This window comes from Pelagihabitans pacificus, assembly GCF_009371985.2.
Lineage (GTDB): Bacteria > Bacteroidota > Bacteroidia > Flavobacteriales > Flavobacteriaceae > Pelagihabitans > Pelagihabitans pacificus.
Window position 1 is genome coordinate 252,776 of record NZ_VIKU02000003.1, and the last position, 18,571, is coordinate 271,346.

An 18,571-nucleotide genomic window follows, 5' to 3' on the forward strand; every position below is an offset into this window, starting at 1 on the left:
TTTATTCTTTTAATTTCCCATCGATGATATCCAGGGCATCCTGCACGGTCTGCATCTGATCCATATCCTCATTTTCCAAGGTAATGTCGAAAGCATCCTCCACATCCAGGACGATGTCTACCAAATTCGCCGAATTGATGTTCAACTCATTGATAAAGTGGCTGGAAGCCGAAATCTCGGTAACCGCAACATCTTCCGGCAAGTAAATCCGAATAATTTCCTTGAGTTTTGCGTATCTGTCCGTCTCCGTCATAGGTGGTATATTCCAAATTCCAAGCACCAAAATCCAAAGTGCTGATGTTGGAAATTAGTAGCTCGAGGAATCAGTCGTTAAACTGGCTAAAAATAACACAAGCATTCACATCTCCAAAGCCAAAACTTGCTTTTGCCAGAATTTTAGGTTGGTGTAGGATCGTTTTTAAAGGGATTTTGGAACGATGGACGATTTCCTCGATCTCCGGATGCAGGTCCTCGCAATTGACGTTTCCGAACACCTGTCCCTTCCCAATCTGCAAGACGGATGCCACACACTCCATGCTTCCGGCGGCGGCAAGGCCATGACCGAAAAGCCCTTTGAACGAATTCACAAAGGGAAAATCGGTTCCCGTATCCTGTAAGGCCTCACTCCAGTTCCGGATTTCAATGGGATCTTTGCGTGTGGCGGTCAGGTGCCCGTTGATGGTATCTATTTCCGACACATGGATACCCGCATCCTCCGTAGCTTTCCGAATACAGCGCACCACCGATTCGCTATTCGGGGCCGTCATGCTCCCTTCACCACGTTGACCCCCGCTATTGACCGCACCCCCCAGAACTTCCGCGTAGATGTTGGCACCGCGTTCCCGGGCACTTTCCAGGGATTCCAATACCAGGGCCCCTGCCCCGCTCCCCGGCACAAAGCCAGCAGCCGAAGCGCTCAAGGGCCGGCTCGCTTTCGAGGGATTCCCGTTATAGTTTCGCGGTAGAATGCGCATGCTGTCGAAACCGGCCCAGATGTAGGGTCCGCTATCGCTACAACTCCCGGTTAGCATGCGTTTTGCCTTTCCCGATCGAATGCGCTCATAGGCCATGAGTATCCCTTCAGTGCCCGTGGTACAGGCGGAGGAATTGGTGGTCACTTGATTGCCGGTTCCCAGTATGCCCCCTAAATAAGCACTGATGCCACTGGCCATGACCTGCATCACCGAGGTGCTGCCCAGACGACGTACATTGCCTTCATCGATGGCATAGATCGACTCCCGGAACTTATCGGCTCCCAGGATTCCCGTTCCAAAGATGATACCACTGTCCCAATCGGGGCGATCCTTGGGGGCGATGGGCAGGCCGGCATCGTTCCAGGCATCGGTGCCGGCGATGACGCCATAGACCAGACCACTGGCATTCAGTCCACGTAATTGCAAGGGTGAAAAATAGTGCTGCAGCAGATTGTCCTTGATCAACGGTTCCCCGGCCACTTGACAGGAAAACTGCAATTGCTTGAGTTTCGGCTGAAAGCGAATACCACTGATACCATTTTGCAAGGAGTGGGTAAAAGCCTCCAGACCAACTCCGTTCGGGGCACAGATACCAAGCCCCGTGATCACCACGCGTTTATTCATCGGCGGTATTTTTAAACATTCCGGAAAGAATCCCTTTACAGACCAGCTGTCCCTCTTCGTTATGCATTTTCACACTGCATTTCAACTTATTAAATCGAAAATACACCTTTTCGGAATGCACCGTTACTTTTTCGCCGGGATAAACGGGCAGTAGAAATTCCATCTCCGAACTGCTTAGCCCCACTTGGAGGTTCGACATTGGGACCCCCTCCCCCTGCAACAGATAGATACCCAAACAGACCAGGCCTATCTGGGCACAACATTCGGTCAATAAGACCCCTGGAGTAACCGGATGATCTTTAAAATGGCCTTGGTAAAAATACATTTCCCGGTGAAATGTAAAACTGCCGGTAGCGCCTTTCGTATCTACATGGGTCAATTCGTCCACAAAAAGAAAGGGTTTTTCGTAGGGTAAATGGGATACGATGTGTTGATGGTTCATAGCGGTATTCAGTGCGCAGAAATGTAAGCAATAAATGGCAAACCTTGAATAGGAATCAGGGTACAAAACACCAAAACTATCGCAAACTTTCCCCGCCATCGACCTTGATGACCGTTCCCGTAATCCATTTCGCCTCTTGAGTGGTCAACAGATAAACGACATTGGCAACATCTTGGGGCGTGGTTAGCCTGCCGCTGGGGTTGCGTTCAAGGGCGTTCCCTTTCAAGAGTTCGCTTCCGGGAATGCTGCGGAACGACTTCGTATCGGTCACCCCTGCCTGGATGCAGTTGGCCTTGATACCCGAGGGCGCAAACTCCAGGGCGATATTCCGGGTAATCGCTTCCAAAGCGGCTTTCGCTGCCGAGACGGCCCCATAGTTGGCCCAGGCCTTGGTATTGCCCTCACTGGTAAAGGAAACGATCCGCGCATCGGCTGCAAAAAGCCCCGCATCTACCAGGGCTTTGGTCCAATCGTAGAGACTGATTGCCATCGCGTCCAAGGTAATCTGAAAATCCTGATGGTCCAATTCCTTTTCCCGTTCCGATTGCATGGGCTTGAGGTTTCCCTTGGCCAAACTGTGCACCAATACCTTTACCTTGTTTTCTTCTCCCAACAACTCCTTTAGTTGGGATATCATGGCGTTCCGTTTCTCGGCGTTCACCGCATCCAAATTAAAGGAGTGCAATGATACACCTCTTGAAGTAATTTCTTGGAAATGTGATTCAACTTCCTCTATATCAGACCTTCTATCTCTATGAACGATAACGATGTCATATCCGTGCCGCGCCAATTTCTTCGCGGTCGCCAGGCCTAGACCGCTACTGCCGCCTAGGATTAGGGCCGTTTCTGCGGCATCTTGATTGAAATTCGTGTCGTTTCCCTTTTTCATCTGCATAGTAATACTTAAGTCCTTGTCACCTGCTGCGCGCCGTTACGCAACCGTTTGTGCCTCCGCAAAAGCTATGGCGACACGCGGACGGCGGACGAAGGTCCTGAAATCGTTTGCTATCTACAAATCGATTAAATATACGCATCTCCCCTTTTTTTAGACGAATGTATCCTCCTGATTTACTGGAAATCTTTGTGTTTGAACTTGACACTTGAACGTGTGCTTTCTTACTACCACTCCAACAAAACGCGTTGTGCCGAAAATCCGGGACCAAAGCTTAACATCAATCCCTGTTCACCTGCCTTGATTTCTTTTTCCAGAAAGCGCTCCAACACATAAAGTACGGTAGCACTGCTCATATTACCATACAATCGCAGTACTTCCCGGGTATCATCGATATTCTTTCCCAGTTTCCCGAACAATTCCTCCACCGTTTGAACGATTTTTTTACCACCGGGATGGAAGATCAGATGATCGACCGCTTCAATGTGGGTACCGTACCGTTCCAAAAATGGATGGACAATAGCCGGAAAATGGTCGGAAATCGCCTTGGGCACATCCGGGTCTAGAATCATTTTCAATCCAAAGTTCGTCAAATCAAATCCCATCAAATGGGTAGAATCCGTGAAGTGGTACATCTCCGAGCCTACAATTTTAGGGCCGGTGGTGTTGGATTCCGAGGACAGGAGCACACAAGCGGCCCCATCGCCGAAAATGGCGGCACTGACCATATTCGCCATGGAGTAGTCGTTCAACTGAAAGGTGGCGGTCGGACTCTCCACCGCTACAACCGCCGCCCTTTTGCCAGGATGCGCCCTTAGGAAGTTTTGGGCATAGATCAATCCGGAGATGCCCGCGGCACAGCCCATTTCGGTAACGGGCAGGCGTACCGTGTCACGACGCAGTCCCACGGAATTGATCAAATAGGCATCCAAGGAGGGAATCATAATGCCAGTACAACTGACGGTAATGATATAATCCAAGGAATCAGGGGCCCAACCAGCTGCGGACAAGGCTTTTTCCAATACCCGGGTCCCCAATAGTTTTACTTCCCGGGCATAGATAGCGTTCTTGTCCTCGAAGGATGTTGCCGTGAACACCTCTTCCGGGTCCATGATGCTATAACGCTTATCGACGGCCGCTCCCTCAAAGATCTTAATGACCTTACGCCGAAAACGGGGCTCTTGTTCGCCGAGCCACATCTCCACAAAAGGAAGGATATCCTTGGTTTCCCTGCTGTATCTGGGTAGTTCTTTGGCTACCGTGGCAATGCGGATGTCGTTCATAGGGTATTTGGTCGCTTGGGTTGCATAATCCATACATATCTAAAGGCCCATTTCCACTGAATGTGATGCAGCATTTGGGGCAATTTTTTTGAAAGGGCGACCAAGTCGCGTTTTTTAAATCCTTTTCGAATCGAAATGAGTCCATCTATCCTGGCCGTTTCGGTCTTGATAAAAACGGCGCTGAACGCTTTGAACAGATAAAAGGCCAAACGGCTTCGGTGTAGATCGTTGTTCACGACCGCCATATCGGCCAAACGGGCGAACTGCGCCAGGAGTATTTCCAACTGGGTATTCGTAAAGTGGTGGGTCATCAAGGTGGTAACCAGAATGTCGCAATTCAAATCCAATTTTTCAAGCTCCAATACGTCCTGTTTCAAGTAGCGTATTTCCGGGAAATCGCTTGAGGCGGCTTCCGCCAGCACCAGGGCGTCCCCGTTCAGGTCAATACCCACGAAATCCGCTTTGATATCCTTTTTTCTGCAGTAGCGGGCAATTGCCCGGAGCATCGTGCCATCGGCGCAACCCACATCCATAATGGTATAGGAATCCCTGGGATGCTGCTTCATTAAACGGGCTACCGCGGAGATGGTAATCTGATTCCCACCCAAAATTCGGTTTACCTTGTTGATGTCTTGCAGTACTTCCTCTAGGGATTCGATACTTCCTTTAAAATTATCCATCAACTCGGGTTCCGTGCTCCTGGCCTCCAACTTTGCTAACATACGATCGGTTTTCCATGGGTTTGTTCCACTATCTTCTGCAATAACCAAGACGATCGTGCCACCGTGGCCATGGCGGCGCGTGAAAGCGATTCATTCAGCAACAGACGCTGTAGGCGTCGACCCATCTGCAAGCGGGCGCTAAAATGCGTTCGCCATTGAGCGCTGTAGGCCTTTTCCAAGGTTGCACGGTCTTTCTTTTTTTCCGAAAAATAGTCCACTAGCAGTTCGGAGGCAATTTTGGCACTGTGAATGGCCATGGCCATACCGTTACCACAAAGGGGGTGTATGAGGCCTGCCGCATCCCCGCACATCAACATATGGTTCTCCACGACTTTCTTGGGGTCGAACGATATTTGGGCAATGGTCATCGGTTTTTTGAATAGCGGATCGGCTTTTTGTAGGAAGGCAGCCAAAAACGGATTATTGGCCACTACCTTTTCATTGAACTCCTCGATGTTGCGATAGTCCTGAAAGGAATCGTAGGAAGCCAAATAGCAGAAATTCACTGCGCCCGTCTCTGTTTTGGAGAGTCCGCCGTATCCTCCATCAAAATTGTGCAGGGCGACCGTCTTGTCCGGGAATTCATCAAAACGATAGTGGGCCTTTACCCCTAACCAAGTGGATTTCTTCAGGATGAAATCCCGCTGCAAATCCTTATCGAGGTGACTTCGCTTCCCGTAGGCACCAATGACCATGGTCGCTTGATAGGGGTCCTTATCGGGTACAGTTACCCGAAACGAATCGTCCTGAAAGGAAACGGAACGTACCCTTCGGAAGATTACATGGACGCCGACATCCTTCGCCCGTTGGTACAATAAATGGTCAAACGCATACCGGCTGATTCCGATGCCCCCTAAAGGTAGCCTCAGTTCAATGGATTGCCCCCTTACCGTACTCAACTGCAATCTATTGATCGCCTTGACGGAAAGAGCCTGCATGCCGATACCCAAACTGTTCAAATAAGGTATGATTTCGTTGGAAACGTATTCCCCGCAAACCTTATGGTGGGGAAAGGCCTCCTTTTCAAACAGGCATACCGATAGCCCCGCTTGGGCCAAATGTATGGAAGCCGTTAATCCGGCCAGACCTCCTCCGACGATAATGACATCATAGCAATTCATCGAAGTGAAGATACTACCTAAACCACCTTCGGGCAAGCCTGCAAGGTATTAAAATTCCAAATCCAACACAATGGATTCCCGATGATGTCGGCAAAATTCAGGCCCATTCCCCACAGTTATACCAAATTGGCTTAAAAACGAAAGCTGATATGGTGTAGGAGGTTCAATTCTTGGGGGTAAAACAAAAAATCCCGACTACTGGAATCGGGATTTTGAAATGAAATGTATTTTCGAAGAGGTTGTAGCGGATTGACCAATATGCGGTGAAACAGGATTTCCTGAACCCTCCTACCATGCTTTCCGTTCACAAGGTACGGACCACTTCCTTATCGTCCACCGGTTTTTTCCCTGGCCTCTTCCTTAAGTTCCTCATCGGCCACGATAGCCAGTTCTACCCGACGGTTTTGGGCTTTTCCTTCTTTGGTGGTATTATCCGCGATTGGCTGGGTTTCCCCGTACCATTTGGTCGTAAACCGTCCCTTTGAAATTCCTTTGGCCACCAAATAGTCGGTGACCGATTCGGCTCGTTGTCGGGATAAGTTCATGTTATAATCCTCGGGGCCGGCACTATCGGTGTGGCCTTCCACCAGAATATAGGAATTGGGGTACTCTTGAAAGATACCGGCCAATTTATCCAAGGTAGCGGCGGACGTCCCTTTCACATTCGATTTATTGGTGTCGAAGTACACGCCTGCATCTTCGGTAAAGGTTACGTTGATTCCCTCTCCGACACGGGTTACCTCCGCGCCAGGGATTTCCTCTTCGATACGTTCGGCCTGTCGATCCATTCGATTCCCGATATAGCCGCCGGCGGCACCTCCTATGGCGGCGCCTATGATAGCCCCTAGGGCGGTGTTGTTTCCTTTACCTACGTTATTCCCTATGACACCGCCGATGACGGCGCCACCGGTAGCACCGATAACGGCACCTTTCTGGGTTTTATTGGCATTTTGGACGGTTTTACAGCCGATGACCATCGTGGCGGCCATGATAATGTATACTGATTTTATGAGTCGATTTTTCATACTATTGTTTTTTGGTAAATTGATAAACGATGGTGACACGGTCGTCACCCACCGTCGAATTTGATCTAAGGGTCATTTCATTGGCGGTCAAGGATGAAATGTTCAAACGGTACCCAAGTCCGCCTGAGATATCCTTGTTCTTTTCATCGATCAACTTGAATTGTAGTTGATTCGGACTTCCGTCGATTACCGACCATCTGATGTAGCGATCACCGCCATTGCAGAGAGAAGAAGGCGCAATGGTGTAGCGTCCGGTACTGTTGTTGTCCCTGAAGAACCAGTCGCTGCCTTCAAAACAGATATCCTTGGCATCATTGAAGAGTACCGACTGAAAATTACCACTGCTGTTTTCATACGAAATGTCGTTTAGGATCCACGTACCGCTCAAAAGGTTACGTTGACCCCTTGCCGCCTTGGAAACGGAACAGGCACTTGCCAACATCGCGAGCGCCGCCAAAATCATAAAAGGTTTATTCATTGTTGTTAGTTTTAGGATTGTCCTATATACGAACGGCTTCTGCCGATCGACTTTTCAGGAACGTTAAATCTTGTTAATCCGATACAAAACAACCGAAGATTTCGATGAACGGTTGCCTTGTTTCCTACATTATTTAGCCCGCATCATCAATAGGCCTGCAAATCGAGCAGCGCCTGTTCAAACCGGGCTTTGGGCAAATAGTTGTTTTCCAACGTCTTGGCAAAGGGCACCGGGGTCTCGAGGCTGGCGACCCGTTTTATGGGAGCGTCAAGGTATTCAAAACAATTTTCCATTACCAAGGCGGAAATATCGCTAGCGACTCCACCGAATAGCGTGTCTTCCTGAAGAATGATCAATTTTCCCGTTTTCCGAACGGAGGCATAGATGGTATCCGTGTCCAACGGGGCCAACGTCCGTAAATCAATGAGATCTGCCTCCAATTCGGTATGTTTATGCAAAGTATCCAACGCCCAATGTACTGCGGCTCCATAGGAAACGATGGTGATATCATTGCCCTCCCTCAATAGGGCCGCCTTTCCGAAGGGCAAAGTGTAATAAGCGGTCGGGACTTCTTGATAAATGCTACGGTATAAGGCTTTATGTTCAAAAAACAAAACTGGATTAGGGTCGTTGATCGCCGTCGCCAACAAGCCTTTGGCGTCATACGGAAATGCAGGATATACCACCTTTAAGCCGGGGGTCTTTGTAAACCACGCCTCATTGGTCTGGGAATGGAAGGGCCCTGCTCCCACATCGCCCCCGCAGGGCATTCGGATGACCACATCGGCCTTTTCGTTCCATCGGTAATGGCTTTTGGCCAGATAATTGACGACCGGATTGAAGCCGGTACTGACAAAATCGGCGAACTGCATCTCGACCACCGCTTTCATTCCGTTGATGGAAAGTCCCATGGCAGCCGATACCACGGCGGATTCACAAATGGGGGTATTGCGTACCCTTTCCTTCCCGAAAGCCTCCATAAAACCGTCGGTAATCTTAAAAACCCCACCATAATCGGCGATATCCTGCCCCATGATCACGAGTTCATCATGTGTTTTCATCGATTGCTTCAAGCCTTCGGAAATCGCATCGACCAACCGTATCTTTTTTGTTTCTTTATTTGGTCTATATTCCTCATATTCAAATCTTTTGAATACATCATTCAACTCAACACTTTCATTGTTTTGAATGACTTCCTCCTCAAAAGCGATCTGGAGGTGCTCATCGATTTCGTGGATAATTTCCTTTTTTATCCGTACCTCTGCTTCCTCCGTAAGGATTTCGGCATTCCTCAGGTACTCCGCGTAGTTCTCCAAGGGGTCCTTTGCGGCCCATTGATCTAGCAAGTCCTGGGGTACGTACTTTGTGCCACTGGCTTCCTCGTGTCCGCGCATGCGAAACGTCTTGAACTCCAATAAAATGGGGCGTGGCTTGCTACGTACGCTTTTACAAAGCCGGTCCATCATCGAATACACCTCCAAAATATTGTTTCCATCGATGACATAGGATTCCATGCCGTACCCGGCACCGCGATCGGCCAGATGTTCACAGTTATATTGTTCATTGGTAGGGGTCGATAGTCCGTATCCATTATTCTCGATACAAAAAAGGACTGGTAGGTTCCATACCGATGCAATGTTCAAGGCCTCATGAAAGTCCCCCTCACTGGTGCCTCCCTCCCCGGTAAAGACGGCGGTAACCTTCTTTCTTTTCCGGATGACGTCCGCTAAGGCAATTCCGTCGGCAACGCCCAGTTGGGGCCCCAAATGCGAAATCATTCCCACAATCTTATATTCTTGGGTCCCGAAATGGAAACTGCGGTCGCGTCCCTTGGTAAAACCACTGGCCTTGCCTTGCCACTGTGCGAACAAACGGTACAACGGGATTTTCCGGGTAGTGAAGACCCCGAGGTTGCGATGCATGGGCAGTATATATTCATCCTCGTTCATGGCCATGGCAACCCCGACCGAGATGGCTTCCTGCCCGATACCGCTGAACCATTTGGAGATTTTTCCCTGACGTAGTAAGATGAGCATCTTTTCCTCGATCATTCGAGGCTTTAACATGTTGACATAGAGAGAAAGTTGAACCGCTTCCGAAATGCCTTTATTTTGATATCGCATGTGATAATCCTAGGTTGTTGCCTGAAAAACGGGGTAAATGTAACAAAAATGAACACCAAAATTGCTATTCGCTATTCGTACATTCCCTTCAATATTTACTAAATTTGCCCAAGAGACGATTTGGAAATAGGTCGTTGGAATTGGTAGGGCCTATTTTTGTGGCGGAACCCGGCGACCCCGCAGGCTCGGGGTTCAACATAGCGAGGCTACGGCAGGAAATTTTTGCGAAGTGATGCGCAAAAAGAGATAGCGAAAAAACAAGGAGGCTATTTCCAAACGGTCTAAACCCATAAAACCAAAGCATGAGTGGTATCCCAAGCGTAGATTTACAGGATTTTATTTCAAACGAACCGCAGCGAAAACAGAAATTCACCCAAGAAATCGGGGCAGCCTTTGGCGACATTGGATTCGTCGCCTTGAGCGGACATTTTTTATCCGAAGCACTTGTCGACGATCTCTATTCGGAAATCAAGAAGTTTTTTGAACTACCCCAAGATGTGAAGGATTCCTATGAAATAGAGGGTATCGGCGGGCAGCGGGGGTACACTTCGTTTGGGAAGGAACATGCCAAAGGCAGAAAGGTAGGGGATTTAAAAGAGTTTTGGCATTTTGGGCAATATGTGGAGGACAATCCGAAATTGGAGGCAGAGTACCCGGCAAACGTAATCGTTAAGGAACTGCCCAAATTCAACGAAGTCGGCAAGGAGGCCTACAAAATGTTAGAAAAGACGGCCAAATACGTCCTGCGCGCCCTGGCCTTGCATTTAGGTTTGGAGGAAACCTACTTTGATGAATATATCAAGAACGGGAACTCCATATTGCGTCCCATTCATTACCCACCCATAACCGAAGAGCCCAAAAATGCCGAAAGGGCCGCAGCACATGGCGACATCAATCTAATTACCCTTTTGATGGGGGCGCACGGAAAGGGACTCCAGGTCCAAAATCACAAAGGGGAATGGATCGATGCCATCGCCCGACCCGACCAGTTGATGATCAATGTGGGGGACATGCTATCTCGCCTGACCAATAACAAACTGAAATCGACCATCCATAAGGTGGTGAACCCGCCACGGGAGCTGTGGGGCACTTCGCGGTATTCCATCCCATTTTTTATGCATCCCATCAGTGAGATGCCCTTAAATTGTCTGGAAAACTGTATCGATGCGGAACATCCAAAACAGTTCGAGGATATTACCGCCGGGGAATTCCTACATGAGCGTTTGGTGGAATTGGGGTTGGTGAAACCCTAAAGCAATCATGTTCATGGAAACAATTTTCTGCGAATTACAAAATATGTAGCCGAATACTGCGTTATGCCTGCACTATAAATACCTAACCCCCGGACTGTTTTGAAAAAGTGTTTTCTATCCCTCCTGTTTTCAGGAATATTTTTTACGCTGTATGCCCAAATAGATTTTGAAAAGGCCTATTTTATTGCCAATAACGGAAACAAAACCGAGTGTTTTATCCGTAATGTGGAGTGGAAAACAAATCCCACCTACTTTGAGTACAAGCTTACAGAAGATGGTCAGACCTTATCTGCCTCAATCGATGGGATACAAGAATTTCAGGTGGCCGATGCAGCACGATACGTACGTTTTAGAGTGCAAATGGATAGGTCTATTGACCAAACCTCAAAACTGAACTATGAAAAAACATTCAAATTTAAAGAGGAGACACTCTTTCTAAAAGTGTTGGTTTCCGGAGCTGCTACCTTATATCATTTCGAGGATAAAAATTTGGAACGTTTCTTTTTTAGCGTGAAAAACCAGCCGGAGCCACCCAAACAATTGATTTACAAAAGATACCGAACTACTACTTCCGAAATTGGTGAAGTAAACACCTTTCGACAACAGCTTCTCAACACACTTGAATGTGAGGGCATAACCTCTAAAACGTTTAGTCGTTTACGCTATAGAATGACTGATTTGGTGCAGGTGTTTGAATCGTTCAACAGATGCATAGATCCTGATTTGAAATTGAAAGGACCTTCGGATAAAGAACTTGAATGGCATTTATCAATCAGACCAGGTATTAATTTCACTTCCTATTCTATTAGTAACTCACTCAGTGGATTTAGAAGTATTGATTTTAGCCAAAAGACGGGACTTAGGGTCGGACTTGAAATGGAAGGTGTTTTCCCATTCAATAAAAATAAGTGGGCAGCTTTTATCGAACCAACCTTCCAGGCCTATCGTGATACCCGGGTCAATCCATCCGTCGGTGTCTTCGGCCTGACAGCAGAGGTAGATTATCAATCAATTGAATTACCAGTGGGAATAAGGCACTACATATTCCTAAGCGAAAAGTCAAAATTTTTCCTCGATGCAGCTTTTATATCTGACTTTCCCATAAGTTCAGGCATTACATATACTATCTCTACCCAAACCGAAGAGCAAGTAGAATTTGGCTTCAGCGGTAGTTTTGCTCTGGGAGTAGGATTCAATTATAATAATTTACTAAGTTTGGAGGCCCGTTATCTAGGCGAAAGGGAAGTTTTGCCCAACGACGTCTCGGTATTTTATACCTCCTCCTATGGAGGATTTTCAATTATACTCGGCTATACCCTATTTTGACAATGGACCTGCAAGATCAACTGAAAAACCTATTCCCCGACCACGTTCCTCAAAACGACGAACCGGCCCCGGCCAAAAGCGATATTTGGCTTCAGGACGACCCCATTCTTTGTAAATACGAAAAGCGAAAAGGAAAACCCATAACAATTTTGGAAGGGTATAACGGGGCGGAAAGCGACTTTAAGAAACTGGCAAAGGAACTCAAGACCCGACTTAGTGTGGGGGGCAGTTTTAAGGAAGGAAAGATTATCATCCAAGGGGATTACCGCGACAAAATCATGCACATACTTAAAGAAAAAGGCTTTAACGTAAAACGAGTCGGCGGTTAAGGTCGCTAAACCGACCCATCTGCGGTATTCCTGTTATTTATTAACACATTTGAACCTACTTTGTGTTAATTTTGTTTTGTTTATTTCGATTAAATGTTACTTTTATTGGTCAAAACCTAAACCGCTCCCCAATGAGTTCACTTTTGCACATTACCAATGGAGATAGTTTTACCTCCCGGCTTAAGACCTTGGAGATTAAAGGAGATATTATTACGTGGCGGGAGATGTTGTGTGAGGGGAAGACATTGACGAATGTGGGCAGCGAGACTTTTTGGAAAACCCGATTCGATTTTCTACACAAGAATTATAAGGTATCCAAATCCTGGTTCATCGAGAAAACCTTGAAAGAATACCGTTCCCTTTGTAACCACAAACAACAAGATGAGATCGTACTTTGGTTTGAGTACGATCTTTTTTGTCAAATAAACATGCTCGCGGTTATTAGCTGGCTCAAAACCCACCGGAAGTATGCCCAAATTTCTTTGGTATGCAGTGGCGACGAGGATGATACCGACACCCTGTATGCCCTAAACGACCTCTCGGACGAACAGCTACTGAAACTGTATAAGAACAAGACGGTATTAACCCAGGACGATATCGAATATGCCGACTATGTGTGGCAATTGTACTGCAGTGACAACCCCATACGATTGGAAAACCTTTCCGATTTTCAAAATTACCAATTCGACTATCTGTCAGGGGCCATTCGTACGCACTTACACCGTTTTCCGACCATTCGCAACGGTCTCAACGAGATGGAAAACAACATCCTTCGACTGGCTGTTGAAGAGAAGCCCAAAAATAAAAAAATGTTTTTGGGAACCCTGCTCAGAAACCAGGAATGGCTCGGTTTTGGGGACAGTCAATACGAACGTGCCCTAGGGAGGCTAAAACCGCTCTTCACCTCCTTTAGCCCCGTACGGCTTTCCAAAAAGGGAAAGGAGATTTTAGAGGGAAAAACCAGCTACTACTCCTGTATACAGGATAACGATGTCTACTTGGGGGGCGCACTCAAATACAACTTCCTTTACAACACCGCATCCGATAAAATACTGAAATTGTAGCATGGCTTTGAGTCCATCGGAGCTTATCCTTAACCCAGACGGCAGCATTTACCATTTAAACCTTCTCCCGGGGGACATAGCTCCCACCATCATTGTTGTAGGGGATCCCGACCGGGTTTCCCAAGTTTCCAGTAAATTTGATGTCATCGAAACGCGCAAACAAAAACGCGAATTTCAAACACACACGGGCCGTTTGAACGGAAAACGGTTGACCGTGATCTCAACCGGCATCGGAACGGACAATATCGATATTGTCATGAACGAACTGGACGCCCTGGCCAACATCGATTTTACCACCAGGACCATTAGAAAGGAATTGAAGCAATTGGATATCATCCGAATCGGCACCTCGGGAGCCGTGCAACCCGACATCCCCGTCGATTCATTTGTGTTGAGCGAATTTGCCATAGGATTGGATGGATTGAAACACTTCTATAAAACGGAGGATGCAATGGAAAGCAGCATGGTCAAAGCGTTCGTCGCACAAACCGGTTGGGCGGGTGAAAAGGCCCTCCCCTATGCGGTGGAAAGTGATAAAAACATGCGGGAAGAACTGATGTCAAATCGTATACGATTAGGGGTAACCGTAACAAATTCAGGGTTTTACGCCCCTCAGGGGAGAAACCTGAGACTAGAAAATTCAGACCCCGATATGCAAGCCAAATTAAAGGCATTTAACCATAACGGCATGCGCATCACCAACATGGAAATGGAAACATCGGCGATTTATTTGCTTGCAAAACTATTGGGACATCGGGCCGTCTCCATGAACTGTATTTTGGCGAACCGAAGTACGGGAGACTTCTCGGAAAATTCTAAAAAAGCGGTCGATGGACTGATTCGTTATGTGTTGGAAAAGATAACATCGTAACCATTCCGAAACTTTCGTCTCCCACACGGAAAAAGTATTTAAACCATGAAAAAAGTCAATATAATCGGTGTTCCGGAGCATTTCAACCTTCCATGGCATTTGGCCATCGAGGAAGGTGCCTTCGAGCAAAGGGGAATCGATTTGAAATGGACCGATATTCCTGAGGGTACCGGCAAAATGTGCCAACTATTGCAGGAAGGCGAAACCGATTTGGCGATAATACTCACCGAGGGCATCGTTAAAAGTATTACCGAGGGGAATCCTTCCAAAATCGTTCAAAAATATATTGAAACGCCATTGCAGTGGGGCATTCATGTGGCGGCAGACAGCAATTTTCAGATGCTTTCGGAGCTTGAAAATACCAAGGCGGCCATCAGCCGGTTTGGAAGTGGAAGCCACCTGATGGCCTTTGTACAGGCGAAAAATCAAGGGTGGGATCCCCAGCACTTACAGTTTGAGCTGGTCAACAACCTAGAAGGGGCCGTCAAAGCCCTTACGGAAGGTAGGGGCGACTATTTCATGTGGGAACACTTTACCACCAAACCCTTGGTCGACCAGGGAATTTTTAGAAGATTGGGCGACTGCCCTACCCCATGGCCTTGTTTTGTCATTGCCGCTACCGACCACTTTCTTGAAAACCATAGAAACACACTGCGGCATATTTTGGAGATCATCAATCTATATACCTCGGAATTCAAGAAGATTCCAAGTATCGATCGCACCTTGGCCAACAGGTACGGGCAACAACTAGCGGATATACGGGAATGGCTTGGAATAACGGATTGGAGTCAAGCACAACTGGATCCCAACACCTTAAAAAAAATTAAGGAGCAATTAATGGAACTAAACCTACTAAAAAAGAAGTTGGAACCGAACGAGCTATTATTCGCGATGTGAGGTCGTTATATACCCCTAAAAATATTTTTTGATCAATCGTTGAAACTTCAAGTCCGACAACGGTTTTTGAATATACTGCACCACATACGGATTCTTTTTCGCCTTTTCCATATCCTCATGGTCCGTACTTACCGTAATCATAACGATTACGATGTCATCCTTTATCACTTGGGGTATAGACGTATGATAGGCTTCCAAGAACTCCCAGCCATCCATTACCGGCATTTTTATATCCAACACGAGCAAACAGGGGCCTTCAAATGAATGTCGAAGATGGTCGAGCGCCTCAAGCCCGTTGAGTGCGGTGCTCACCTTTACCCCCAAACCCAATTGGTCGATAAAAATCTTATTGATAAAATTATTCGAATGGTCATCGTCTACCAAGAGAACGGACTTGAGCGTAGGAGTATTGGATTTCAAAAGGTTGGTTTTAGTCTGATATTCTATGATAAAAGTAATATTTTTCTCAAATAAAATAGGATTAATCGTATAAAAAGTACGATCAATGGCCCTTGCCCGTATCCTAAGCCTTGAAAGACCTGTACACAGAGTAGTCGTCTGGCCGCCATTTGAATCAATGCCGTAGCCAAAACCCAGGGTTTGCAAAGACATAGCCCAGACAATGGCAGTTCATTCCCGTTGGTATCACCGCCCTGAACCCTTCAGTATTTTAGGGTTTTTTAAGAAAAGAAGCCTTGACAAATAGTCGTTTCGTGGATTAACTTTGTAAAGAGACGAATCGAGTGATATTAAAATATTGGAATCCTATGAAGACCAAACCACTTTCATGGGGAGGAATGATGATTTTAATAGCTTTATCGTTCCTTCCCCTTAATTCCAGTGCCCAACAAACACTGTATGCCCTTAAAATAGACCGTCGAATTCGCGCCGAGGCCGCCGACATTACAAGGCAGTACCAACCCAGATTGGTGATGGGCATCGACCAAGCCATGCTTTTCAAAACCAAAGTCGCCGAATTTTTGGTGCGACGTCGCGAAGTATCAAGGGACGAAACACTCTCGCCGGCCGCGAAATACAAACTTTTAAAACGCTTATCGAGCCAGGAAACCATGGAGATGGCCGACATTCTTGAATCCTATCGTTGGGACGAATACCGTCGCATTAAAAATGAGATACAACCCATCCCCAAACCAGAGGACGCAAGGGAAGACTTGATAGCGGTGGATCCACGAGACCATTGACGGTTACCCGTCCTTTTTGTCATTTAGGTGTAGCTGGTACGCACCTATCCTTAGGGTCAATGTAAGTCAGACCTCCAAGGAATTGGAAGAAACCAGTTTCCAACTTTCCAATGGTGTTCCGTCTATCCGGAAACTACCATCGAACAGGGCTTTTCCCATTTTTTTCTAAAATACCATTGGTCGTACTAAAATGTCGATTTCCGAACCAAAGCCCCCGGTTGGCACTTAGTGGTGAAGGGTGGCCCGAAGTGAGGATGTGGTGTTTTGAAGGGTCTACCAAAGCTGCTTTTTTCTTTGCAAAACCGCCCCAAAGTAGAAAAACAATGCCCTCGCACTCCATTGAAACTTTCCGTATGACGGCATCCGTGAAGATTTCCCAACCTTTTCCCTGATGGCTGCCAGCCTGATGGGCACGTACGGTCAGGGTGGCATTGAGCAACAATACCCCTTGATCGGCCCAACGCTCCAAATTGCCACTTTTTGGATACGGTTTCCCCAAATCACTTTCGATTTCCTTGAAGATGTTGATCAACGAAGGGGGGTGTGGTATGCCATCCTTGACGGAAAAACAAAGTCCGTTCGCCTGACTCGGACCGTGGTATGGGTCTTGTCCGATTATGACCACTTTCGTCTCATCAAAGGGGCAATGGTCAAATGCGGCAAAAATATCCTTGCCTTTCGGATAGCAGGTATGCTGGGTGTATTCGGCTCTAACGAACTGGGCCAGGGTATTGAAATAAGGTTGTTCAAATTCATTGGATAGTCGCTGTTTCCAGCTTTGGTGAATGTTTACCTTCATTACATACGACTTCAATTAAGTCGTTAAAAATAAACCATTGCCCAATGATAGGCAACCCGAACGAAGACCCAACCTTATTTTGAAAATTCGTTTTGCGCCAACTGCCGCGCTACCAATCGCTTTTGTGCCATACGCCATTTTAAGGCATCCAAATATTCTTGGTTATTCTTTGATCTGTCTATATCGAACGATCTGGAAGCCCAGTCCATTGCCAGCTCTAAATTACCCTGATACTCGTGCAGCACTGCAAGATTATGACAGGCTCTACTACGTATTTTGGGGGTTGGATGGGAAGCTTCCATAGCCCATAGCGCCAGGGCGCCTTCCAAATCCCCCTGTTGTATCCTTTCATCGGCCTCCACAAAACTGTTCGTTCCCCTCACATAATAGTCCCGTAAAATATGACCTTCGGAGGGCATCATTCGTAAACCGTAGTTAGTGCCGGTACTTCTACTTTGTTCGAGTATGGATGTTTTGCGATCTCCGATTGCCTGATAGGCCGCAATGGGATCTGTGCCCTTGCCCGTAGCTATAATTTGGTCGTTGAATACGATTTCGTCGATCAAGCGTCTGTTTTTGGGGTCGTAAATCCGCCAACCATTTTCTATCAAGGTTTCCAAAGTAATTTGCTTTGCCGGCACCTTTACCTTTACCCGCATCAGATTGGGTTGCATCATAGAGGATTTCTTAATGGAGACCTTGGTATCCGTTTCGTAAAACGCCAATGAGAATAAGGCGTCTACCCCATGCTTTGCACAAAGTGCTTCGACCTCGTTCCATGGAACCGTTCCAAGATCGGTCCCGAAATCCTCCACAGCGCGGGGCACGCTGTCTAAAAGCTTGATTACTTCAAAACGCTTATCTTTCAATAATTCGTCGAACAGACCGGTAATAGCTGCATCGGTACCTTTTTCGGTAAGCCAGCGTTCTTCCGATGCAATGATTTGGTCCAATCGCGTTCTCACGGCTGTTCCCTCGGTCGGTACGCTCGTATCGATGATGCCTATTTTCTTGATATCGTCTGAAAAGGCTACGGGAGAGGGCTCCATGGTATGAATGGAGATTTGTTTGGTAGCGTTGCAGCCAGAGAGCAACGGCACCAGGAGTAAGAAAACCAGGTATCGGTTGGTATTTTTCATGATTCAA

At 47.1% G+C, this 18,571-nt stretch carries 20 protein-coding genes; 7 read left to right on the forward strand and 13 right to left on the reverse strand.

Features of this window, described 5'->3' with window-relative positions:
• Position 1 precedes the first annotated feature (1 nt).
• The 10 genes from FK220_RS11700 to FK220_RS11745 form a co-directional block, all read right to left on the reverse strand.
• Positions 2–253, reverse strand: coding sequence for an acyl carrier protein (locus FK220_RS11700; protein ID WP_152574515.1), 252 nt, complete (start codon positions 251–253; stop codon positions 2–4).
• A 70-nt stretch (positions 254–323) separates the two neighbouring features.
• Positions 324–1,598 (reverse strand): beta-ketoacyl-[acyl-carrier-protein] synthase family protein, encoded by a 1,275-nt coding sequence (locus tag FK220_RS11705; RefSeq protein ID WP_152574516.1) that lies wholly within the window; start codon positions 1,596–1,598, stop codon positions 324–326.
• Positions 1,591–2,040, reverse strand: a complete 450-nt coding sequence (locus FK220_RS11710) for a 3-hydroxyacyl-ACP dehydratase FabZ family protein (RefSeq protein ID WP_152574517.1) — start codon at positions 2,038–2,040, stop codon at positions 1,591–1,593. The genes FK220_RS11705 and FK220_RS11710 overlap by 8 nt, the downstream gene beginning before the upstream one ends.
• Positions 2,041–2,116: 76 nt before the next feature.
• A complete protein-coding gene (locus FK220_RS11715; RefSeq protein WP_152574786.1) occupies positions 2,117–2,929 on the reverse strand; it encodes an enoyl-ACP reductase FabI in 813 nt (270 codons plus the stop codon).
• Positions 2,930–3,159: 230 nt separating this feature from the next.
• Positions 3,160–4,215, reverse strand: coding sequence for a type III polyketide synthase (locus tag FK220_RS11720; protein WP_152574518.1), 1,056 nt, complete (start codon positions 4,213–4,215; stop codon positions 3,160–3,162).
• Positions 4,212–4,937, reverse strand: coding sequence for a methyltransferase domain-containing protein (locus FK220_RS11725; RefSeq protein WP_152574519.1), 726 nt, complete (start codon positions 4,935–4,937; stop codon positions 4,212–4,214). Before FK220_RS11725 ends, FK220_RS11720 begins: the two co-directional genes overlap by 4 nt.
• Entirely contained in the window at positions 4,931–6,058 is a 1,128-nt protein-coding gene (locus tag FK220_RS11730) for an NAD(P)/FAD-dependent oxidoreductase (protein WP_152574520.1), read from the reverse strand. The genes FK220_RS11725 and FK220_RS11730 overlap by 7 nt, the downstream gene beginning before the upstream one ends.
• Before the next feature lie 326 nt (positions 6,059–6,384).
• Positions 6,385–7,083 carry an OmpA family protein gene (locus FK220_RS11735; protein ID WP_152574521.1) on the reverse strand — a complete coding sequence of 233 codons (699 nt, stop codon included), beginning with the start codon at positions 7,081–7,083 and terminating at the stop codon, positions 6,385–6,387.
• 1 nt (position 7,084) lies between these two features.
• Entirely contained in the window at positions 7,085–7,561 is a 477-nt protein-coding gene (locus tag FK220_RS11740; protein ID WP_152574522.1) for a lipocalin-like domain-containing protein, read from the reverse strand.
• Positions 7,562–7,707: 146 nt separating this feature from the next.
• On the reverse strand, positions 7,708–9,684 hold the full coding sequence (locus FK220_RS11745) for an alpha-ketoacid dehydrogenase subunit alpha/beta (RefSeq protein WP_152574523.1): 1,977 nt from the start codon (positions 9,682–9,684) through the stop codon (positions 7,708–7,710).
• 302 nt (positions 9,685–9,986) lie between these two features.
• On the opposite strand from FK220_RS11745, the gene FK220_RS11750 reads away from it, so the two are divergent.
• The 6 genes from FK220_RS11750 to FK220_RS11775 all read left to right on the forward strand — a co-directional run bounded on the left by FK220_RS11750 (position 9,987) and on the right by FK220_RS11775 (position 15,424).
• Complete coding sequence (locus FK220_RS11750; RefSeq protein WP_152574524.1) at positions 9,987–10,937, forward strand: isopenicillin N synthase family dioxygenase; 951 nt, start codon at positions 9,987–9,989, stop codon at positions 10,935–10,937.
• 99 nt (positions 10,938–11,036) lie between these two features.
• On the forward strand, positions 11,037–12,263 hold the full coding sequence (locus FK220_RS11755) for a porin family protein (protein WP_152574525.1): 1,227 nt from the start codon (positions 11,037–11,039) through the stop codon (positions 12,261–12,263).
• A gap of 2 nt (positions 12,264–12,265) precedes the next feature.
• Positions 12,266–12,592, forward strand: coding sequence for a translation initiation factor (locus FK220_RS11760; protein WP_152574526.1), 327 nt, complete (start codon positions 12,266–12,268; stop codon positions 12,590–12,592).
• 131 nt (positions 12,593–12,723) lie between these two features.
• The gene (locus FK220_RS11765) at positions 12,724–13,656 is read left to right on the forward strand and encodes a DUF1835 domain-containing protein (RefSeq protein WP_152574527.1); all 933 of its coding nucleotides are present in this window, start codon (positions 12,724–12,726) and stop codon (positions 13,654–13,656) included.
• A gap of 1 nt (position 13,657) precedes the next feature.
• A complete protein-coding gene (locus FK220_RS11770; RefSeq protein ID WP_152574528.1) occupies positions 13,658–14,527 on the forward strand; it encodes a nucleoside phosphorylase in 870 nt (289 codons plus the stop codon).
• 45 nt (positions 14,528–14,572) lie between these two features.
• Complete coding sequence (locus FK220_RS11775) at positions 14,573–15,424, forward strand: substrate-binding domain-containing protein (protein WP_152574529.1); 852 nt, start codon at positions 14,573–14,575, stop codon at positions 15,422–15,424.
• A 15-nt stretch (positions 15,425–15,439) separates the two neighbouring features.
• Here the strand turns inward: FK220_RS11775 and FK220_RS11780 are convergent, their stop codons facing one another.
• Positions 15,440–15,844 (reverse strand): response regulator, encoded by a 405-nt coding sequence (locus FK220_RS11780; RefSeq protein WP_166204896.1) that lies wholly within the window; start codon positions 15,842–15,844, stop codon positions 15,440–15,442.
• Between the two features lie 347 nt (positions 15,845–16,191).
• Here FK220_RS11780 and FK220_RS11785 point away from each other — a divergent pair, with 347 nt between their 5' ends.
• Positions 16,192–16,626 (forward strand): hypothetical protein, encoded by a 435-nt coding sequence (locus FK220_RS11785; protein WP_152574531.1) that lies wholly within the window; start codon positions 16,192–16,194, stop codon positions 16,624–16,626.
• A 133-nt stretch (positions 16,627–16,759) separates the two neighbouring features.
• Here the strand turns inward: FK220_RS11785 and FK220_RS11790 are convergent, their stop codons facing one another.
• Both FK220_RS11790 and FK220_RS11795 read right to left on the reverse strand, forming a co-directional pair.
• Positions 16,760–17,425 carry a uracil-DNA glycosylase gene (locus FK220_RS11790; protein ID WP_152574532.1) on the reverse strand — a complete coding sequence of 222 codons (666 nt, stop codon included), beginning with the start codon at positions 17,423–17,425 and terminating at the stop codon, positions 16,760–16,762.
• A 74-nt stretch (positions 17,426–17,499) separates the two neighbouring features.
• Positions 17,500–18,564, reverse strand: a complete 1,065-nt coding sequence (locus FK220_RS11795) for a DUF6340 family protein (protein ID WP_152574533.1) — start codon at positions 18,562–18,564, stop codon at positions 17,500–17,502.
• Between the last annotated feature and the right edge of the window lie 7 nt (positions 18,565–18,571).

Bases quoted from the DNA above. Each gene is read 5' to 3' on its own strand.
- FK220_RS11745 (WP_152574523.1), bottom strand. From the start codon at position 9,684: ATGCGATATCAAAATAAAGGCATTTCGGAAGCGGTTCAACTTTCTCTC.
- FK220_RS11750 (WP_152574524.1), top strand. From the start codon at position 9,987: ATGAGTGGTATCCCAAGCGTAGATTTACAGGATTTTATTTCAAACGAA.
- FK220_RS11705 (WP_152574516.1), bottom strand. From the start codon at position 1,598: ATGAATAAACGCGTGGTGATCACGGGGCTTGGTATCTGTGCCCCGAAC.
- FK220_RS11720 (WP_152574518.1), bottom strand. From the start codon at position 4,215: ATGAACGACATCCGCATTGCCACGGTAGCCAAAGAACTACCCAGATAC.
- FK220_RS11760 (WP_152574526.1), top strand. From the start codon at position 12,266: ATGGACCTGCAAGATCAACTGAAAAACCTATTCCCCGACCACGTTCCT.
- FK220_RS11715 (WP_152574786.1), bottom strand. From the start codon at position 2,929: ATGAAAAAGGGAAACGACACGAATTTCAATCAAGATGCCGCAGAAACG.
- FK220_RS11795 (WP_152574533.1), bottom strand. From the start codon at position 18,564: ATGAAAAATACCAACCGATACCTGGTTTTCTTACTCCTGGTGCCGTTG.
- FK220_RS11725 (WP_152574519.1), bottom strand. From the start codon at position 4,937: ATGTTAGCAAAGTTGGAGGCCAGGAGCACGGAACCCGAGTTGATGGAT.
- FK220_RS11735 (WP_152574521.1), bottom strand. From the start codon at position 7,083: ATGAAAAATCGACTCATAAAATCAGTATACATTATCATGGCCGCCACG.
- FK220_RS11775 (WP_152574529.1), top strand. From the start codon at position 14,573: ATGAAAAAAGTCAATATAATCGGTGTTCCGGAGCATTTCAACCTTCCA.
- FK220_RS11740 (WP_152574522.1), bottom strand. From the start codon at position 7,561: ATGAATAAACCTTTTATGATTTTGGCGGCGCTCGCGATGTTGGCAAGT.
- FK220_RS11790 (WP_152574532.1), bottom strand. From the start codon at position 17,425: ATGAAGGTAAACATTCACCAAAGCTGGAAACAGCGACTATCCAATGAA.
- FK220_RS11730 (WP_152574520.1), bottom strand. From the start codon at position 6,058: ATGAATTGCTATGATGTCATTATCGTCGGAGGAGGTCTGGCCGGATTA.
- FK220_RS11700 (WP_152574515.1), bottom strand. From the start codon at position 253: ATGACGGAGACGGACAGATACGCAAAACTCAAGGAAATTATTCGGATT.
- FK220_RS11710 (WP_152574517.1), bottom strand. From the start codon at position 2,040: ATGAACCATCAACACATCGTATCCCATTTACCCTACGAAAAACCCTTT.
- FK220_RS11765 (WP_152574527.1), top strand. From the start codon at position 12,724: ATGAGTTCACTTTTGCACATTACCAATGGAGATAGTTTTACCTCCCGG.
- FK220_RS11785 (WP_152574531.1), top strand. From the start codon at position 16,192: ATGAAGACCAAACCACTTTCATGGGGAGGAATGATGATTTTAATAGCT.
- FK220_RS11770 (WP_152574528.1), top strand. From the start codon at position 13,658: ATGGCTTTGAGTCCATCGGAGCTTATCCTTAACCCAGACGGCAGCATT.